We start from the raw sequence: 18792 nt of genomic DNA on the forward strand, positions 1-18792 counted from the left end.
GGCGCGGACAGCCATGCCCCCGAAGCACACCAGGCCTTCCCACTCCCCAATCAGTGTGCCCACCAGGGGGTGATGGGCATGAAACACGAGGCTGCCTACATTCAGCCCCCATGTTGACTCACCTCTCTCACGCCTGGGGGAAGATCAGCCCCTTGATGCGCGCACCCAGCGCATGCCTGGTCTGTGGCAGCTGGCAATCTGCCCGCCTGTGCCTTGCCTGTCGCCACGAGTACGGTGCAGCGCCAATGCGCTGCCGGCGTTGTGGCCTACGGCTGACCGATGAAGCCCTGGGTCCCGACTGCCCTCGCTGCGAAGACTACCCGCCGGAAATGGACCGCGTCATCGTGGGGGTAGACTTTGAGCCCCCTTGGTCGGAGCAGATCGGGGCCTTGAAGTTTCAACGGCAGCCCGCAGCGGCCGGGTCACTGGCACGCATTCTCGCCAAGGCCGTGCGAGCCCAGCGCATGCCTGCGCCAGACCTCATCGTACCCATCCCCCTGTCGCGCGCTCGCTGGCAAGAACGCGGCTTCAACCAAGCCTGGGTGCTGGCGCAATTGACCAGTCAGGAGCTAGGCTGGAGCCAGCGACTTCACCCGCACACCCTGGAGCGACGCATTGACACCGGGCGCATCATGCGCATGCACGCCGATGAGCGCGCACGACGCATTCGCCAGGCGTTTCGGGTACGCCCCGATGCCTTGCACCGAGTTGAGGGGCAGCATGTGGTGCTGGTCGATGACGTGATGACCACGGGCGCCACAGCCAACGAAGCCACTCGCACCCTGCTGGCGGCCGGCGCAGCCAGCGTGACGGGCTGGTTTGCGGCACGGACACCAGAGCGACGCAGAAATGCCCAACAATGGGGGAACCATCACACCTCCCGGTAGCCCATCCAACGCGCACCATGCCCAGCCTGCGAAACCACGCCTTTGTATTGCTGCTGCAGTTGATTCGGCGCAAGCGCATTTACACCAGCGCCGGGCATTTGGATGCCAGCATTCAGGAGGTTCGGCGCAAAGGCGCGGCCCCTCCGCACAAAAAAATGGGCCATCGCTTGAATGTGACGAGCCAACTCTACGAGGGGCGCGTGGTTCACACCATCAGCCCACGGCATGGCGAACCGAAGGGACAGGTGCTGTATCTGCACGGCGGCGCCTATGTGCGCCCCATCACCCGGTTTCACTGGAATTTGATCGAAAACCTGGTGCTGTCCACCGGACTGACCTTCACGGTACCGGAGTACCCGCTGGCCCCGGAAAGCACCTGCGAGCACACGCTGGGCTTTGTCCTGCGGCTGTACGAAGAGCTGACTCGACATCACCCGATGACCAACCTGACGCTGATGGGCGACTCAGCCGGCGGGGGGCTGGCCCTGGCCACCACCCTCGCACGGCGTGACCGCGGGCAAACCTTGCCGCACCGACTCGTTCTGATCACACCCTGGGTGGATGTGGACTCGCAGCACCCGCAACTCGACAGGCTGGCACGCCGTGACCCGATGCTGGCCATTGACGGCGCTCGCCACGCAGGCCGCCTGTATGCGGGCCCCCTGGGAACCCGGCACCCTTGGGTCAGCCCCTTGCATGCGGACCTGCATGATTTGCCCCCCACCACCATGCTGGCTGGCACCCGCGACCTCTGTCACCTCGACACCTTGACCCTGGTACATCGCGCACGCGAACAGGGCAGCGCAATCGACTTGCGCCTGGTACCCGACATGATTCACGTGTGGCCGCTGTTGCCGACGCCAGAGGGCAAACAGGCCCGAAGAGAACTCGCCGAGCTGCTGAATCAGCCCTGTTCCGGTTCGACCGTCACGCCCGTCCACTCGCCCACCAGGCGGTAACCCAAAGCCAGGAGCGTGGGCCCGAGGAAGGCCCCAATGACACCGAACGACAGCACGCCACCGAGCACGCCCAGGAACACCACCGCAAAGGGCAGGTTCGAGCCACGGCTGATGATGAAAGGCTTGATGACGTTATCGACCGTGCTGACCAGGAAGAAGCCCCAAGCGGCCATGAAGATGGCCCAACCGATCTGGCCTTGCTGAAACAGCCAGATGGCGGCGCCGCCCCAGATCATGGGAGGCCCCACTGGCACCACAGAAAAGAAGAAGGTGACCATGCCCAGCAACAAAGCCCCGGGCACACCGGCGATCAGGAAGCCGATGGCAGCCAGCACGCCTTGAGCCAAGGCCGTGCCCAGCACGCCGTAGATGACGCCATGGATGGTGCCAATGGTGATCTCCAGCAGGTAGCCTGCTCGAGCCCCTGCCAGCCTGGCCAATGCCACCTTCAAGCGGGAGGCGAGCACTTCACCGTGAAGGAACAGGAAGAAGGCCAGGAACACGGACAGGGTCAGATCGATCACGCCTCGCCCCACGACCGTGCCGGCACTCAGGGCCATGTCTTGCGCGGGCTTGGCAAACTTGTTGAGTTCAGCCATCAGGCGCTGACCATCGTGCGCCAGACGCTGCCAATAGTCGTGCAGCCAATGGCCAAGCAAGGGAATGCGGCGCACCCACTCGGGGGCATCTGGCAAGCCTCGGCTCATGGCGTCAGACACGGCTTTACCCAACTCGGCCAGGTTGTCAGCCAAGCCCAAGGCCAGCGCCAGAACCGGACCCAGCACCACGACGGTGATGGTCAGCGTCATCAAGCTGGCCGCCCACACGCGCCGGCCGCCCAGCAGGCGATCCAGCCACAACAAGGGCACCCAGCACGTCGAGGCCAGAATGGCCGCCCACACCAGCGAGGTCATGAAGGGCCAGAGCACGTAAACGCAGCCCACGCCGAGGAGGGTCAATGCCAGGGTGGCGAGGATGCGATCGGCGCGATTCGATTCCATGGGTCAGACAAGCAAGGGTTCAGCGCATTATGACCGGCCGCGCCCATTCAGCGCTGAATGCTTTGAATGGGCACCCCCATGTCACGCCAAGCCTCGGGGTGGCAGGTGAAGAGCAACACCTGATGGCGCTGAGCCGCATCGAAAATGACGCGCTTCATGGCCGACAGACGCATGGCATCGCTGTGCACCAAGGCATCGTCCAGAATCAACAAAGTGGGCCGCCCAGCTTCACGCAACAAGTCAGCATAGGCGAAGCGGCTGATGAGTGCGAGTTGCTCGCGCGCCCCAAAGCTCAAGGCATCGAACTGGCTGACCTCTGCGGCACCCGTCGCGGTTCGGCGCACCAGGGTGTCAGGGGTGAGCTGTTCGCCCACCTGCACGTCGGCCTGCGGAAACAGCAACTGCAGGTAGTGCTGCAAATGCTTTTGCAAGGGGGCCTGCAGGCGGGCCAACGCAGCCTGCCGCTTGCCTTCGAACTTGGCGCAAAGCAAGGCCAGAGCCTGCGCCCGGCGGCGCAACTCGGTCACACGACGTTGGGCACGGTCCAGTTCCCCGAAGCAAAGCTGGCGCTGCTCTTCCAATCCCTGGGCTCCGGCCAGCTGCAATTCGTTTTCCAGCACCTGGATGCGCGTGTGGCGCTGCTGGTGGGCTTGTTCCTGCTGCGCGATGCTACGGGACAGGCGTTCGATGTCTTGGCGCACGATGTCAGGGCGCGCTTCCTCGCGCTGGCGGGTCAGCTCTTGCACCAGCAAGGTTTGCACACGGCGCTCTTGCTCCAATTGAAGCAACTGCCGCTGCGCCTGTTGATGCAGAGTCACACGCTCCGGGTTAGCCAAGTCGCTTTGGGCTCGCTCCCACTCACGCTGGGTGGCTTGCACTTGCGCCTCGGCGCGTGCCTTGGCCTGCTGCGCCTGAGCCAGGACCTGACGAGTACGGGCGTCCAATTGGTCCGCCGCCTGCTGCGCGGCTTCGGCTGCCGTCCATGACAACAGCTCGTGGCCTGACTCACCTTCATCGGGTGGGGCGGGCAACTGAGCCAAAGCGGTCTGGGCGGACTGCATCTGCCCTTGGGCATTCACCCAAGCCTGCTTGAGGGGCTCCAACCCTTTGGGCGCGAGGTGGGCCAGCATCTGCTGGGTCACGCTGATCTGACTGAGCCAATCCTGATGTTGCTGCAGACGGGCCTCGGCCTGGGCCACGTCGGCCAAGCCAAGGGCCTGCAAACGGGCTTGTAGCTCGGATTGCAACTGTGCACAGTCACGCGCCAAAGCGCCCAGGTCTTGGCCCCCTGGGGTGACGGTGAGTTGCCCCACACCGGGCAATTTCAGGGTGACCGCTTCGGCCAATAAGCGCTCACCCTGCCCGGTCAAGGCCTCGGTGCCATGCACGCCCTGCAGTTCAATGGCTTGCGTGCCCTGCAAGGCAAACTGCAAGCGGGTGGACACGGCCTGGCGTTGCAGGTTCAGGTCTTGCAACTGGCGCTCCAACTTGCGCAGGGCGTCTACCTCGGTGCGCGACAGTGCACAGGCCGCAGCCTGCGCCTTGAGCTGATCCAGTTGGGCCTGCTTCTCGTCGGCATCGTGCAAGGTTTGCTCGTACCGCTTCGCAGCCTCTTGTGATTCCTGCAACTGCTTGTCCAGAGCTTGGCGTGTGGCATGCTGCCGCGCTCGGTTCAAAGCATCGCGCGCACGCTGGGCCTGCTGGCTGGCCTGATCCGCCTGTTGTTGGGCCACTGAACAAGCTTCGTCGGCTTGCTGCAAGGCCAGGGCGGCCTGCTGCGCAGCTTGCTGGCGCTGCGCGAGGCTTTGCTGCAGTTGTTCGAACGACTGAATCTGGTTGAGCAATAGCTGATGCTGCTGATCCTGGCGCTGAGCTGTGGCCTGAGCCTCCGCCAATTGCTGGGCGGTCAATTGCAAACGTTGTTCGGCTTGCTGGGCTTCAGCCAGACGCTGGCGCAGCGCCTCCCATGGGCGTTCACGTTCGTCTTGCTGATGCTCATGGCGCAGCGCAGCCAGCTGGTCTACCTGCTGTTGATAGCGGTTGATGCGTTCATCCAGTTCGGTCAGCTGCTGCTGCAGTTGCTCGGATTGTTGAATGGCCTCGAGGTAGCTGGCGCGTGGTTTGCCCGTGGCCGTGAGCAACTCGTCGCGCTGAGTCTGGAACTTCGCCAGCAACTCGTCCGCCCCCGTGGCGGCCACCGCGCCGGCCGTGGTTTGGCTCATTTGAACTTGCAAGGCCGAATGAATGTGGTCGCGCGCATGGGCAGCGGCGTCGGCCAACTCCTGCCCGGTGCCTTGCTCCACCCACAGCAGCCCAGGAATGCCCCAATGCTCCGGCCTGCTGGCACCCTTGGAGGCAAAGCCATAGCCAAACAATTGCGCCAGCCGGTCCTCGGCTTCGGCGCCATCCAATTGGGCCCCTCCCCAAGACAGGCTGCATCGTGCCTTGCTGCTCAAGAACGACTTCACGAGATGACCCGCCTGGTTCTGCAGCAGGAATTCGATCTCGACTTGTGGCATGGCACCAGCGTCGCCCCAGGGACGCAGGTCTTCTACGGCCTTGGATCGGTAACGCTCGAAAAATGCCGCACGAATGGCGCGCACCAGGGTGCTCTTGCCGGCCTCATTGGGGCCCGCAAAAATGTTCAAACCGGGCACCAAGGGGCTCAGCTCAAAGGGCTGTCGGAACTGGCGCAATTGCTCGATGCGCAAGCGAGTCAGTTGCAGGCTCATGCGACACCGCCTTCCTGAGCGGGGGCTCGCTGAATCAAGGCGCTGCCCAGCAAGACCAGGGCGTCACGCGCGGCCTCGCCAGCCTCCCCCACTTGGGCTTGCTCTTCGCGCAACTCCGCGAGGATGTCGGCCAGGTAACCATCAGCCTGCAAGCTGGCCAATTCGTCGTCTGACGGGGCCAGGTGCATGGCGCTCAAATCAGCACGCAGGTGGCGAATGCGCGCGGATGTTTCGCCCAAGGCTTGCGCCAATTGCTGATGCTGCGTCAAGGTCGTTTGACCTTGCACACGCAAGTCCACCACCGCATCAGATCCGAACTGACTCAAGCGCGCCTGCAACGCATCCAAGTCGGTGCTGACTTGCAATGCAAACTCAAGTTGATGCCAACGGAACTGCGCCGTATCGAGCACGGTGACCACGGGTACGCTGCCAGGGGCAGCCACCTCCACCAACAATGCGCGCCCAGAGTCATTGGCCTTGAAACGGTCTGGCTCGGGCGTGCCGCTGTACCAGGTGCGATCGTCAATGCGCTTGCAGCCATGCCAATCGCCCAGCGCCAGATAGTCGAGCCGAGCTCGGGCGACGCGGTCGGGCGCAATGGGGTTGGCCGAATCGATGTCATCGGCCAGAATGCCCTGCACACTGCCATGGGCCAGGCCCACTCTCACATAATTGGCAGGGGTATCAGCCAAATCAAACCAAGCGGTGGTGTCGCCATAGGTATGGCGCTGGGTCAAGGGAGCCGGTAGAACGGCCACGCCAACCTCATGCAGCAGGACGGGCTCGGGCTGTAGGGCCAAGGTCACATTCGAGGGCACCACGCCCAAGCGCTGAGCCCGCGTCCACACGCTTTCGGCCAAGGCGGCATCGTGGTTGCCTGAAATCAGCACCCAAGCGCCGGTGAAGCCTGCCATCGCGTTGAAGAGTTTGCGAATGGTGCGGTCTGACACGGTTTGGAGGTCAAACACGTCACCCGCAACCAGCACGGCATCGACCTGATGCGTGACGGCCAGCGCAGCCAGACGCTGCACCGCGAGCAAACGCGCCTCGGCCAGCGGGTGAGCATCTTCATCGTCAAACGTGCTGAACTGACGCCCGATCTGCCAATCGGCGGTATGGATGAACTTGGGCATGTGATCTGGACCTTCTGGAGCTGACCGGGTCAGCCCCCCATCAGCACCGACTCAGAGGGCTGACTCTTTCTTTCTGTTCTTGTTTTTCTGCTCGTTGGCGTTCGACGCTTTGATGGCGTCGTAAAACGACTTCTCGTAGTAGGTGACGGTGAACTCGAAGCTCAAATGGGGGGAACTCTGTTCGATCACCGAATTGCCGGCAACAAAGCGTGCATAACCGTCTCCAAGCGATGGCATGGGAGCACCGGCCACTCGCTTGTACTTGCTGGCCAAGGTCGAATACGCTTGTTGAGCCCCGCCGTTACCCATGCCGCCTTTGGTGGCCTCCACCTGAACGGCAATGACGCGATCGCCACTGCACCGAGCGCCCACCTTGGTGGCACCGGGGTACAGGTCTTCGGCCTCGGTCGTCTCCAGCCACACGTCTTGGCCACCGAGCGAACGCTCCTCTGCACCCGTGAGCTTGGCTCGAGCCGCGTCACAAGACGCCACGCCCACCTCCAGCCCGAACGGCGCAGCATTGGCCGCGCAGGCCTGACCAAACGACACAGCCAAAAGGCCACCCGCAACGGCTTGCACGGCAAGGTTGCGCCACTTCCGATCCAACATGACAACACGCTCCCTGGTGACGTTCGCACGCACCTTCACCGCCTTCGCTTGAAGGCGAAATGGGAAAGCCGACGAACAGCAAATAGTCCGTCGATTGTAGGGAGCTATGGACTCGCACTGCCGAGCTTCATCATCGGGAAGCCAAAGGTTTCGTTCACGATGAGGCGGTTGTCAATGCGACGGCCTGAGCGTGATGCCCCAGCCACCAAGATAACGATAGACATTAGATGACACCCATAGGTGTTTCCACGGAAGGGAATTTCTGGGTTTTTCGGATGTCGCACATTCATCCACACTAGCAAGGCATTTTTGGGCCCCCTGCAGATTTCGAGCGCTCGACTTCCACCGTTTTTTCCAACCCACGAGGAGACAACCGATGAACAAGTCACGCGCATTGCGCGCGCTGCTGCCTGCCCTGGCCTTGCTGGCCTGGGGCGCTAGCGCGACAGCCAGCACCCTGAACCAGAACGTATCCTGGACGATTGACCGCGCCTCGACCACCACCAAATACCGCGTGGTGGCCTACGGTGACTCGATTTACGCAGGCTACAACGGCTCGACCACCAGCGCCGCCAAATACTCTGCCCCGACGGTCGATGCTGAATACCTGTCGGCTCTGTGGAATGCCGACATCGAGAGCGTGCGCCGCACCAAGTCCGGCGCGGTGGCGTCTGATGTCTACAACAACAAGATCGTGTCGGAACGTTCGTATATGCAGGACGCCTCGACCCGCGTCGTGACATTCGAGATGTGCGGCAACGACGGCTTGCAGGCCCGCTCGGCCTTCAAGAGCCAGACCGGCACCTGCGACTACAGCGGCCTGAATACGGCCGTTGCGAACTGCAAGACCTATGTGGCCAAGGCGATGGACTACATCAATGCCAACGCCTATTCGGGCGTGAAGCTGAAGGTCATCTCCAACCTGTACTACCCAGGCTACAACGCCGACAACGTGCAAAGCTCTTGCAAAGATGCCAGCACTGGCGCCACTGTGAACCTGCGCGACAAGTTCCTGCCGCTGATGGCCACGATGAACTACTGGATGTGCGAGTACGCCCGCCAGAAGGGCTTCAAGTGCACTGACAACTTTGCGGAGTTCATGGGCGCTGACTACGACAGCAACGGTGACGGTGTCATCGACGCCAACGGTTTGCGCTATGTGTTGGGCGAGAGCGAGTCGAGCTATGTGACCCGTATCACCTCGACCTTGAAGTCGACCATCCGCGACGCCAACACCAAGTTTGTGTCGGCCAGCAGCAGCTACGACTACATCCAGTCGGATGACACCCACCCCACCTACAACGGTGGCACGGTGACCGCTGGCCTGTTCGGTGGCACGACCGGCTCTGGCGCCGCACGCTACACCTCCTTCACCGGCGGCAAGAACCCGATCTGGAACACCCTGGGCCATGAACGCATGGGCTGGGCGGTTTCCACCTCCAACCCCTCTGCCCCCTGAGCTTGACCCCTAGGTAAGACCATGAAGTCGCCACGTTCTCCACATTCATCTGGCCATCACATCATGGTGGATGATGGGGCGTGGCGTCCTTCCTGGGGCTACCTGTTGATCGCTTTAGGCCTGGCAGCAGGCGGCTTGGGGTACTGGTGGTTGTCGGACACCGTGCCAGCGGAATCCAGCCAGACGGCGGCAGCTCCTTCTGCCGCCGCCTCTGCTTCCAGCAACGAGGCCTGGCCCATTCAAGCCACGGTGCCCGTATCGCAAAACCCAGCTGTGGTGCACGAGGCCCATGTCGACCGCGACGCCGACCAGGACCCCACTCCGGACCTGTCGAGCTATGTGCCTCGGGGTGAAAACCCAACGATGAACCAGGTCATCGAGCGCCTGCATCAGGCCGGCATCTACACCGGTCTGGGCGCCTTCAACCCTCCCGGCACGCGCCCCCCGAAAATCGGCCTGGCCGTTCCCGAGGGCTACCCCTTGCCTGATGGCTACGTACGCCATTACCAGGCGACAGATGACGGGCAACGCATTGAGCCCATCCTGATGTTTGCCCCCGACCGCGAAATTCGCGATGCCAACGGGCGCCCCATCAAGGTGCCAGAAGACCACGTGGTCACCCCAGAACTGGCGCCGCCTGGCTTTCCGCTTCGTCGCATCACAATTCCCGCGCCGCTCGAGGCGGGGCGCGGCAACCCGTGAGCGACAGCCCTCGACCTCGCCTTCGATCCCTTCACCCTCAGCAGTACGGTTCACACATGTTGCTTGGCATTGCGGCTAGCGCCATTCTTTGCGGTCTTTACGCCCATGGCGGATGGGCCTGGCCTCTGGGGTTTGCGGCACTCGTTCCGTGGCTGATCACACTGGACCGATCCCCCACTCTGGGCAAGACACTGCTCGCGGCCTACCTGATGACCGTGGCCTACACCTTGACCGTGTTCGCGTGGTTTGGTGTCGCCATCGGCGCCTACACCCAAGTCGGCCAAGGCCTGGGCCTTTTGGCACTCTTGCTGGGCGCGCCTGTCTTCCAACCACAAATTCTGGCACTCGCCCTGGCTCGCCATTTGACCGCACGCCGCCATGGCCCCGTCTTACAGGCATTGGCAGGCACCGCAGCCTGGGTGGCCACCGAGCGCCTGGTTCCCAAGCTGCTGGGCGACACCCTGGGCTACGGACTCTACCCGTCGGTGTGGATGCGCCAGGCGGCCGAACTGATCGGGGCAGCGGGTCTGACCACCCTGCTGCTGCTGAGCAATGAAACGATCCGCGCAGCCTGGGCACAACGCCAGCCCATTTGGGTTCCGGCGTGGAAGCCATTGGCCTTCAGTGCCTTGATTCCTGCGGCACTGGCAGCATTCGGATGGTTCAACCTGCAGGACACCGCCCCCTCCAACGCCCCCACTCTGCGCCTGGGCCTGGTCCAGACCAACCTGGTTGACTACGAACGCATGCGCCAGGAAAAAGGCGCCTATGCCGTGGTGCGGGAGGTTCTCAACACCCACTACGCCATGAGCTACGACGCTGTCGAGCGCCAGCATGTCGACGCCGTGCTGTGGTCCGAGACGGTTTACCCCACCCCATTCGGTCACCCCAAAAGCCAGGTGGGTGCCGAGTTCGACCAGGAAATCTTGAGTGTGATGCGCTCAGCAGGCGTGCCCTTCGTGTTTGGCACGTACGACCTGGATGACCAAGGCGAATACAACGCGGCGGCCTTTGTCAGCCCCCGCAACGGCGTGCTGGGGCTGTACCGCAAGAGCCGCCCCTTTCCCATGACCGAATATGTACCAAGCTGGCTGGATGGCCCCACCTTCCGCCAGCTGTTTCCCTGGACGGGTACCTGGAAGCCGGGCAACGGCGCACGAGTCTTCCCCTTGCAACTGAAGGATGGACGAGAGATTCCGGTCGTGCCTCTGATCTGCCTGGACGACGTGGATACCGGCCTGGCCCTTGCCGGAACGCGCCTGGGCGCGCAAGCCATCTTGACCATGTCAAACGACTCCTGGTTCACCGAGCACCCACAGGGGGCAGCGTTGCATCAAGCGGTGGCGGCGTTTCGCAGCATCGAAACGGGCTTGCCGCAGTTTCGGGTCACCAATAACGGCTACAGCGCCATCATTGACAAGCATGGCAATGTGATCGCCAGCTCTCGGATGGGAGAGCGTACCCTGGTGATCGGGGCCTTGCCGGTTCCCTCCCCCTCCCGCACGCTGATGGTGCGTTGGGGCGATTGGGTTGGCCTGGTCTGCGCGGCCTTCTTGTCGCTGTTGGGCGTGACCGCCTTGCTGCCCAAGTGGCATCCGCACGCCCACCTGACTGAACGCCCGCAGTTTGACTGGCAGCACCAGGCTGCCCCAGTCACCTTGCTGCCCACCCCCGCGCGGTTAGCCGCCGGCCTGCTGCGCAGCTTCGCCCGCGTGGCGCTGGTGTGGCTGGCCTTTGCCATGCTGCTCGACGACGCGCTGCGCACCAACACCTTGGCCCAGATTCGCCTGTTTGGCGCCCTGTGCCTGGCCCCAGAAGCTGCCGCCTGGTTCCTGATGAAAGCCTTTGCAGCCCAAGCCCAGATTCACGACGGGCATCTCGTGCTGAGCAAGGGGCGCCGGCACATGCGCTTGCCGCTGAGCGACATTGCCGCCACCGAACTCTGGTGGCTACCCATGCCCAGCCCAGGCCTGTCGATCCGGCTTCGCAGCGGACCTCGGTGGCGATACGGACTGGCCATGCCCGTGCCGGCGATGCTGGCGCAAGCGCTGTCGAACCATGGCAGCCTGAACGAATCGGCCCAAGCGCCCGTCCCAAAGCCTCTATTGACCCTGTTCACCTCGGCCCGTGAGGCCATGCGACAAGGTCGCATGTCTCACCCCTGGGTCAAATTCGGACTGTTCCCGCTCGTGCTGGCGTTACCGGCGTTCCGACTGCACCAGCACATTGCTTACGGCAGTACCTTTGGCGAGTACTACACCTTCGGCCTGAAGGCCTACCTGACCACCCTGCTGCTGTGGTGGGCCACCTGGGCCATTGGCGTGGCCACCAGTGCAGCCCTCTTGCGCGTGGGGGTGGAAGCCATCACGCTCATGGCAGCGCTCCTGCGCCCGCAGCAGGCCATCGACACACGCTACCTGATCGAGCGCATGGCCCTGGTCGCCCTGTATTTGGGCATGCCCATCTGGCTGGTGGTTCGCATGACCGGTAACAACTGAGCGGCTATCAGGTCTTGCAAGACCTTGGAATGTTGGGTGAATTGCACGCCTTTTCACTAAGCGCAAGAATGTGTTCCCTCTTTCACATCGCACTCAGAGGCGAACCCATCAGGAAGCACCCATGTTCACACCCAAGATCTCCCAAGCTGGCTGGACTCGTCGCACGCCTGTCCTGCGTCAATTGGCGCTGAGCGCCTGTCTGGCTGTGGCCGCAGCCTCACTCCCCACGGTATCGCACGCCGAAGCCCCTCTGCAGAAAGTCCAGGCTCCAGGCTGGTATCGCATGATGCTGGGCGCATTCGAGGTCACCGCCATCAACGACGGCACCGTCGATCTGCCCGTTGACAAGCTGCTGCACGCCCCCCCAACCACCATCGCGCAAAACCTGAAGAAGCACTACCTGGCCGCGCCACTCGAAACGTCGGTCAACGCTTTCCTGATCAACACAGGCTCGCGCCTCGTGCTGGTGGACACAGGTGCCGGCGGCTTGTTCGGCCCTACCCTGGGCCGCCTGGCCGCTCAGATTGCATCGGCAGGCTACAAACCTGAACAAGTCGACGACATCCTGATCACCCACATGCACCCGGACCACGTGGGCGGTCTGTCGCCCGAGGGCAAACTGGCCTTCCCCAACGCCACCATTCACGTCGACCAGGCTGACCGCGACTTCTGGATGTCCAAGGCCAATATGGACGCGGCCCCAGCCGACAAGAAGGGCTTTTTCCAAGGTGCCCAGGCTTCTTTGAGCGCTTATGAAGCTGCGGGCAAGCTCAAGACGTTCAATGCCGATGGCGAAGTGGTGCCAGGCATCCGCTCGCAGGCCACCCATGGCCACACGGCGGGACACGCCATTTACCTGGTCGAAAGCCAGGGCAAGCGCCTGACCTTGATTGGCGATCTGATTCACGTGGCCTCGGTGCAGCTTGAATCACCTCAGATCACCATCGGCTTCGACAGCGACGAAAAGCAAGCCCGCGCGCAGCGTCTGAAAACCTTCCAACAACTGGCGAAGGAAGGCAGTCTGGTGGGTGCCGCTCACTTCCCCTTCCCTGGGCTGGGCCGCCTGCGCAGCACCGGGAAGGGCTTTGCCTGGGAGGCTGTGAACTACAGCAGCCAGGTCAAGTGATGCCCTGATCAACCGCCCTGCCGCCTGGGTGGCACCACAGCCATCCGGGCTCGCCCGGCCTCACCCGGTCTCATGGGCGGTTACTTCACCAAAGGCCTCACGGTGGTGAACCCACCGTCCACGGCGATGATCTGCCCGGTGATCCGAGACGACTGCGGCGAGAGCAACCACGTGATGACGTCGGCGACTTCCTCGGCGGTCTGCACGCCCCCCAAAGGGTATTGTTTGCCGGCGCCTTCACGCAGCGCATCGGTTCGCAGCATCGGGGCGGTCATCGGCGTTTCAGTCATACCTGGGGCCACCGCATTGATGCGCAGCCCCACAGGCGCATAAGTGGCCGCAGCACTTCGTACCAAGGCCTCAATGCCGCCCTTGGCGGCGGCAATCACTTCGTGATTGGCCACCCCGATTCTGGCCACCACACTCGACACCAGCACCGCCGAGCCCGGCAGACCGCTGCCACGCGCCGCCTCCACCCAGGCTTGCAACACGAACAAGGCGCTATCAAGATTGACGCGCAACACGTCGCGAATCTGAGTTGGCGTGCTGCGATGCAAGGGCGCAATCAAGGTGCTGCCCACGCAATGCGCCAAGTGGTTCGGCGCGGCACCCAGCCGTTCGCGGCAAGCTGCGATGGCCGTCGCTGCACCTTCGGGGCTGGTGGTATCGGCCACCACGTGCGCGTCGGCATCCAACGATGCGAGCTTGTCAGCATCGCGCCCCACCACCGCCACGCCCATGCCGAGGGCTTTCAACTGCCTCACCACCTCACGCCCAATGCCGCCGGTGGCGCCGGTGACCAGGGCAATCTGTCCTTGTGCTTGTGTAGAGCTCATGACATCTCTCTTGTTTCATCTAACAACCGATCAGCGCCATACAGACCAGCAACTGTGTCAAGCAGCAGCCATGCGTGCTGGAAAGCGGCATAGGAGTCATCGGGCCTGCCGGTGCCAGACGCGCCTGACTGCCAGGAAAACGCGATAAGCTGGCTCCAGCAGCCACAACACTGGCTTGCGTGCCACCAAGCGCCCCAACCATGCCCAACGCGGCAAGGTTTGCCAGAGCATGGCAAACGCCTGTGGCCCACTCACCAGGCGACCATCGGCGCAGCGGAAATGCAGACGTTCGAGCGCCTCTTGGCGGGACAAATCGGGCCCCAATTGATCGGCACGGCAAGTGGTCACGTCAACCCATTGCACACCGCAGGCTCCCTGCTGGCGCTGGTACATCGCCACTTCTCGGGAGCAGACCGGGCAAGCGCCATCGAAGTACAGCGTAGGCGCTTCCGTGCGGGCTTGAGGTTTCATACGACCCATCGTATGGAAGCCCGGCCCACGCAGCTTGGGTTGATGCAGATTTCCCTGTCGTCCGCAGGGGCTCATTCGCATTCCCCTCCCCGAGTTGCATCGCTTGCGCAAGTCTGGCACCGTCTTGGCTGAACTGCAGCAACCAAGTGACGTAAAGCACTCCAACCAGTCTTGCCAATGGACGATCCAGAACAATCAGGCACACACCTGGCTGTCGTAGCCGAATCCCTGTATCTCGCTAACTTGTTGGTGGCACCGGGAATTGCGTTTGCCGCCCTGCTTTGGTTGTGGCACAAGCACAAGGCATCGGCCCCACCCTTAGCAAGACAGCACCTGCGGCAAGCCACCTTTGTCAGCGTGATCGGCGGCATCCTGATCGTGTGCCTGTCAGGCGTGGTCGTGGCTTTCGGGGGACTGACTCAGCCTTGGACCTGGGTCGCCGTCATCACGTACTTTGTGTGCGTGCATGGCGCGTTGGTTCTATTCGGCATGTTTGGTCTGGCGAAGGCCATGGCTGGCCAACCATGGCGTTACCCGCTAATTGGTCCGCGCCTTTGATACCACACACAAGACCTGTGTGTGGTGTATGCCAGCTAAACAGGAGACAAAGAAAAAAGCACCGAGCATTTCTGCAGGGTGCTTTGTTCTGGTGGGCGGTGCAGGGTTCGAACCTGCGACCCCTGCCGTGTGAAGGCAGTGCTCTACCACTGAGCTAACCGCCCGAAACTGGTTCGGGTTGCTGATTTGTTGTCGCAATCAGCGAAGACCATGACTATAACACAAGATTCAGCGATTTCCACAAAGTTTTTTTCTCGCTGGCTTTATCGATGCCTTCCAGGTGCGCCACAAAGGCCTCTTCCTCTTCAGGGGTCGGGCCAACGACAGGCAAGTTGAACTGGCTGAAGTCCATGGCTTCCACGGCCAAGCCGCCACCCTCGCCGCCCTCGGCACCGCTGCCGGCATCAATCAGCAGCGCGTCCTGGCCGCGCGTCATGTTGATGTAGACCTCGGCCAGCAACTCGGCATCCATCAAAGCGCCGTGCAGCGTCCGGTGGGTGTTGTCCACTTCCAGGCGACGGCACAAGGCATCGAGCGAGTTGGACTTACCAGGGAACATCTCGCGGGCCATGATCAAGCTGTCGATCACACCCGCCACGTGGTCGGTGAACAAGCCCTTGTTCAGCCGCTTGAGTTCGGCATTCAAAAACCCAATGTCGAACGCCGCGTTGTGGATGATGATCTCGGCGTCTCGGCAATAGTCGAGGATTTCATCGACCAGAGCCGCAAACACAGGCTTGTCGGCCAGGAACTCGTCGGTCAGGCCGTGAATCCGAACCGCGTCTTCGTGGTTGGGCCGCTCAGGGTTGATGTAGAAATGCAGATGCCGTCCAGTAAGGCGACGGTTGATCATTTCCACGCAACCAATTTCAATGATGCGGTCGCCCGATTCGGGGCTCAGGCCGGTGGTTTCGGTATCGAGAAAGATCTGTCTGGACATGCGTAACTGTAACGCCTGTGGATCAGTGGGCCGACGCAGGGCCGCCCCAAGTCGGCCGCTCCCCTTGGGGGACGCGAACGCAGTGAGCTAGGGGCTCAATGATTCTCGCGAGCGTGGTTGATCGTGTACTTGGGAATCTCGATGGTGAGATCTTGCCCAGCCACAATGGCCTGGCAGCTCAAGCGCGAATTGGCTTCCAGCCCCCAGGCGCGATCCAGCAGGTCTTCTTCGGTTTCTTCGATGTCGTTGAGGCTGTTGAAGCCCTCGCGCACGATGACGTGACAGGTGGTGCAGGCAGCACTCATGTCGCAGGCATGCTCGATTTCGACGTGGTTCTCTAGCAAGGCTTCACAGATGCTGGTGCCAGGCGCCACGTTGATGGACTTGCCTTGAGGGCACAAAGTTGCGTGGGGCAGGATCTTGATGATGGGCATGGTGAGGAACTCGGATCTGTAAAGCGTCAGACTTGGTCCAGCTTGCGGCCGGCCAGGGCTTGGCGAATGCTGCGGTTCATGCGTTCAGCGGCAAAGGCTTCGGTACCTTGCGCCAGAGCCTTGGTGGCGGCTTCCAGCGCTTCGAGGTCACCGCGGTCGCAGCGCTGACCAATCTGAGCCATCAACTGGTCAATTTCTGCGCGTTGCTCGGCACTGAGCAAATCGCCATCGGCCGCCAAGGCGGTGCGAGTGGCTTCCAGCATGCGCTCGGCCTCCACTCGGGCTTCACGCAAGGCACGGTCTTTCATGTCAGACGCCGCGGTGGCAAAACCCTCGCGCAGCATGTGCGCCACCTGGTCGTCACTCAAACCATAACTGGGCTTGACCACCACCGAGGCCTCGACGCCGGAGAGCTGCTCTTTGGCAGACACACTCAGCAAACCATCGGCGTCGACCTGGAAGGTGACGCGGATGCGTGCTGCACCGGCCGCCATGGGCGGGATGCCACGCAACTCAAAACGAGCCAGCGAGCGGCAGAACTCGACCTGGTCACGCTCGCCTTGCACCACATGCACGGCCAGCGCAGTCTGCCCGTCCTTGAAGGTGGTGAAGTCTTGTGCTCGGGCACAGGGGATGGGCGTGTTGCGGGGAATGACTCGCTCCACCAAGCCCCCCATGGTTTCCAGGCCCAGGGACAAGGGCAACACGTCAAGCAACAGGTGCTCGCCTTGCGAGTTGTTGCCTGCCAGCAGGTTGGCTTGAATGGCCGCACCAAGCGCCACGACCTCGTCGGGGTTCAGATCGGTCAGAGGGGCTTGGCCAAAGAAGGTGCCGACCGCATCGCGCACCGCAGGCATGCGGGTGGAGCCGCCCACCATGACCACCCCCTTGACCTCGTCAGCCTTCACCTTCGCGTCACGCAGCACGCGCTTGACGGAAGCGAGGGTCTTGTCGATCAAAGGCTTGGCCAGTTCGGCCAGCCGCTCACGGGTGAAGGTGACCGACAGCATGCCGGTAGACAAAGCGCACGACAGGTGCGCGCTGCCATCGGTGGACAGCTTTTCCTTGGTACGGCGAGCCGCCACCAGCACAGCGCGCTTGTCTTGCGGCGTGACCGCGTCCATCTTGGCATCGGCCAAGGCGGCATCGGCCAGCACATGGTCCACGTCGTCGCCCCCCAGGGCCGAGTCGCCACCGGTGGCGACCACCTCGAACACGCCACGGCTCAGTTGCAGCAAGGAAATGTCAAAGGTACCCCCACCCAGGTCGTAGATGGCATACAGCCCCTCGGCACCGTTGTCCAGGCCGTACGCAATGGCTGCAGCAGTGGGTTCATTCAACAGGCGCAGAACATTGATGCCCGCCATCTGGGCGGCATCTTTGGTGGCCTGGCGCTGGGCGTCGTCGAAGTAGGCGGGCACCGTGATCACGGCACCAAACAGATCGTCGTTGAAGGTGTCTTCGGCGCGCTGACGCAAGTTGGCCAGGATCTCGGCCGAGACCTCGACAGGTGACTTCGTGCCCGCCACGGTCTTGACCGACACCATGCCCGACAGGTCTTCGAACTGATAGGGCAAGCGACCGGGCTCGACCAGGTCGGCCAGCTTGCGCCCCATGAAGCGCTTGACCGACACGATGGTGTTTTGCGGGTCTTCGGCCTGTTGAGCCAAGGCGTCGTAGCCAATCTGACGGCGGGTCTGGCCGCGCTCATCCAGGAAGTAGCGTACCGCAGAAGGCAGAATCACACGGCCCTGCTCATCGGGCAGGCATTCGGCTGAACCGTGACGAACCGCCGCGACCAAGGAGTGGGTGGTGCCCAGATCAATGCCCACCGCGATACGACGCTGGTGGGGGTCTGACGATTGTCCGGGTTCAGAAATTTGCAGCAGGGCCATGGGTCAGCTCGTTTACTTCAGCGGGCGTCTTCGTATTGTTCCAGTCGCCCATCGATCTCTTCCAGAAGCCGATCGATGAACATCAGGGCGCGCACTTCCTGCGCAGCCTGGGCGGGGTTGGCGTCAGCGTCCAGCAGTTGCCTGACGCGAGCCAGGCGGGCTTTGCGTTGCTCGGTCACCTCATCAGACAAGGTCTCCACCTCGGCAGCGCTGTCAGCCTCTTCCAGCGCTTCGCGCCATTGCATTTGCTGCATGAGGAAATCACCCGGCATGGCGGTGTTGCTGTGCGCCTGGACCGGCGCCCCAGCCAGCTCGCACAGATAGGCCGCGCGCTTGAGGGGGTCTTTCAGGCGTTGATGAGCCTCGTTCACGCGCACAGCCCATTGCATGGCCAGGCGCTGAGCCGTCCCCCCCTCGGCCGCAAAGCGATCGGGATGAACCTGGGCTTGCAGGGCCTTCCAGGCACTGTCGAGCTCGGCACGATTGAGCTCGAACTTGCGTTCCAGGCCCAACAAGGTGAAGTCGTCTGCGTCAATGTTCATGGCGTTTGAA

The 18792-nt window shown here is 62.5% G+C and carries 17 protein-coding genes and 1 tRNA gene; 7 read left to right on the forward strand and 11 right to left on the reverse strand.

Annotation, left to right across the window (positions count from 1 at the left end):
- Positions 1–110 precede the first annotated feature (110 nt).
- Both VFW72_RS13865 and VFW72_RS13870 read left to right on the forward strand, forming a co-directional pair.
- Positions 111–887 (forward strand): ComF family protein, encoded by a 777-nt coding sequence (locus VFW72_RS13865; protein ID WP_329674887.1) that lies wholly within the window; start codon positions 111–113, stop codon positions 885–887.
- Positions 888–904: 17 nt separating this feature from the next.
- On the forward strand, positions 905–1846 hold the full coding sequence (locus tag VFW72_RS13870; protein WP_329674888.1) for an alpha/beta hydrolase: 942 nt from the start codon (positions 905–907) through the stop codon (positions 1844–1846).
- Here the strand turns inward: VFW72_RS13870 and VFW72_RS13875 are convergent.
- The 4 genes from VFW72_RS13875 to VFW72_RS13890 are packed head-to-tail and all read right to left on the reverse strand — an operon-like array spanning position 1792 to position 7321.
- A complete protein-coding gene (locus VFW72_RS13875; RefSeq protein WP_329674889.1) occupies positions 1792–2847 on the reverse strand; it encodes an AI-2E family transporter in 1056 nt (351 codons plus the stop codon). The genes VFW72_RS13870 and VFW72_RS13875 overlap by 55 nt on opposite strands.
- A gap of 47 nt (positions 2848–2894) precedes the next feature.
- Complete coding sequence (locus tag VFW72_RS13880) at positions 2895–5579, reverse strand: AAA family ATPase (RefSeq protein ID WP_329674890.1); 2685 nt, start codon at positions 5577–5579, stop codon at positions 2895–2897.
- Positions 5576–6712 carry a DNA repair exonuclease gene (locus tag VFW72_RS13885; RefSeq protein ID WP_329674891.1) on the reverse strand — a complete coding sequence of 379 codons (1137 nt, stop codon included), beginning with the start codon at positions 6710–6712 and terminating at the stop codon, positions 5576–5578. Before VFW72_RS13885 ends, VFW72_RS13880 begins: the two co-directional genes overlap by 4 nt.
- Positions 6713–6763: 51 nt before the next feature.
- Positions 6764–7321 carry a hypothetical protein gene (locus tag VFW72_RS13890; protein ID WP_329674892.1) on the reverse strand — a complete coding sequence of 186 codons (558 nt, stop codon included), beginning with the start codon at positions 7319–7321 and terminating at the stop codon, positions 6764–6766.
- Positions 7322–7697: 376 nt separating this feature from the next.
- On the opposite strand from VFW72_RS13890, the gene VFW72_RS13895 reads away from it, so the two are divergent.
- The 4 genes from VFW72_RS13895 (at position 7698) to VFW72_RS13910 (ending at position 13106) form a co-directional block, all read left to right on the forward strand.
- A complete protein-coding gene (locus VFW72_RS13895; protein ID WP_329674893.1) occupies positions 7698–8780 on the forward strand; it encodes an SGNH/GDSL hydrolase family protein in 1083 nt (360 codons plus the stop codon).
- 21 nt (positions 8781–8801) lie between these two features.
- Positions 8802–9482 carry a hypothetical protein gene (locus tag VFW72_RS13900; protein ID WP_329674894.1) on the forward strand — a complete coding sequence of 227 codons (681 nt, stop codon included), beginning with the start codon at positions 8802–8804 and terminating at the stop codon, positions 9480–9482.
- 56 nt (positions 9483–9538) lie between these two features.
- Entirely contained in the window at positions 9539–11980 is a 2442-nt protein-coding gene (gene lnt / locus VFW72_RS13905) for an apolipoprotein N-acyltransferase (protein ID WP_329674895.1), read from the forward strand.
- Positions 11981–12101: 121 nt separating this feature from the next.
- Positions 12102–13106 carry an MBL fold metallo-hydrolase gene (locus VFW72_RS13910; protein ID WP_329674896.1) on the forward strand — a complete coding sequence of 335 codons (1005 nt, stop codon included), beginning with the start codon at positions 12102–12104 and terminating at the stop codon, positions 13104–13106.
- Between the two features lie 80 nt (positions 13107–13186).
- Here the strand turns inward: VFW72_RS13910 and VFW72_RS13915 are convergent, their stop codons facing one another.
- Together VFW72_RS13915 and VFW72_RS13920 are read right to left on the reverse strand one after the other, a co-directional pair.
- Positions 13187–13942, reverse strand: a complete 756-nt coding sequence (locus VFW72_RS13915) for an SDR family NAD(P)-dependent oxidoreductase (RefSeq protein WP_329674897.1) — start codon at positions 13940–13942, stop codon at positions 13187–13189.
- Between the two features lie 96 nt (positions 13943–14038).
- Positions 14039–14413: a DUF393 domain-containing protein gene (locus VFW72_RS13920; protein WP_329674898.1), complete on the reverse strand. Its 375-nt coding sequence runs from the start codon at positions 14411–14413 to the stop codon at positions 14039–14041.
- 177 nt (positions 14414–14590) lie between these two features.
- Here VFW72_RS13920 and VFW72_RS13925 point away from each other — a divergent pair, with 177 nt between their 5' ends.
- On the forward strand, positions 14591–14971 hold the full coding sequence (locus VFW72_RS13925) for a hypothetical protein (protein WP_329674899.1): 381 nt from the start codon (positions 14591–14593) through the stop codon (positions 14969–14971).
- 89 nt (positions 14972–15060) lie between these two features.
- On the opposite strand, the gene VFW72_RS13930 is transcribed toward VFW72_RS13925, so the two are convergent.
- The 5 genes from VFW72_RS13930 to hscB all read right to left on the reverse strand — a co-directional run bounded on the left by VFW72_RS13930 (position 15061) and on the right by hscB (position 18782).
- A tRNA-Val gene (locus VFW72_RS13930) sits at positions 15061–15135 on the reverse strand.
- A 50-nt stretch (positions 15136–15185) separates the two neighbouring features.
- Positions 15186–15911: a DNA polymerase III subunit epsilon gene (gene dnaQ / locus VFW72_RS13935; protein WP_329674900.1), complete on the reverse strand. Its 726-nt coding sequence runs from the start codon at positions 15909–15911 to the stop codon at positions 15186–15188.
- A 95-nt stretch (positions 15912–16006) separates the two neighbouring features.
- Positions 16007–16345 (reverse strand): ISC system 2Fe-2S type ferredoxin, encoded by a 339-nt coding sequence (gene fdx, locus VFW72_RS13940; protein WP_329674901.1) that lies wholly within the window; start codon positions 16343–16345, stop codon positions 16007–16009.
- Positions 16346–16371: 26 nt separating this feature from the next.
- Positions 16372–18240 (reverse strand): Fe-S protein assembly chaperone HscA, encoded by a 1869-nt coding sequence (gene hscA / locus VFW72_RS13945; RefSeq protein WP_329674902.1) that lies wholly within the window; start codon positions 18238–18240, stop codon positions 16372–16374.
- Positions 18241–18257: 17 nt separating this feature from the next.
- Positions 18258–18782, reverse strand: a complete 525-nt coding sequence (hscB, locus tag VFW72_RS13950; protein ID WP_329675012.1) for a Fe-S protein assembly co-chaperone HscB — start codon at positions 18780–18782, stop codon at positions 18258–18260.
- Positions 18783–18792: the final 10 nt, after the last annotated feature.

Source organism: Aquabacterium sp. (genome assembly GCF_036273115.1).
Taxonomy (GTDB): domain Bacteria; phylum Pseudomonadota; class Gammaproteobacteria; order Burkholderiales; family Burkholderiaceae_C; genus Aquabacterium.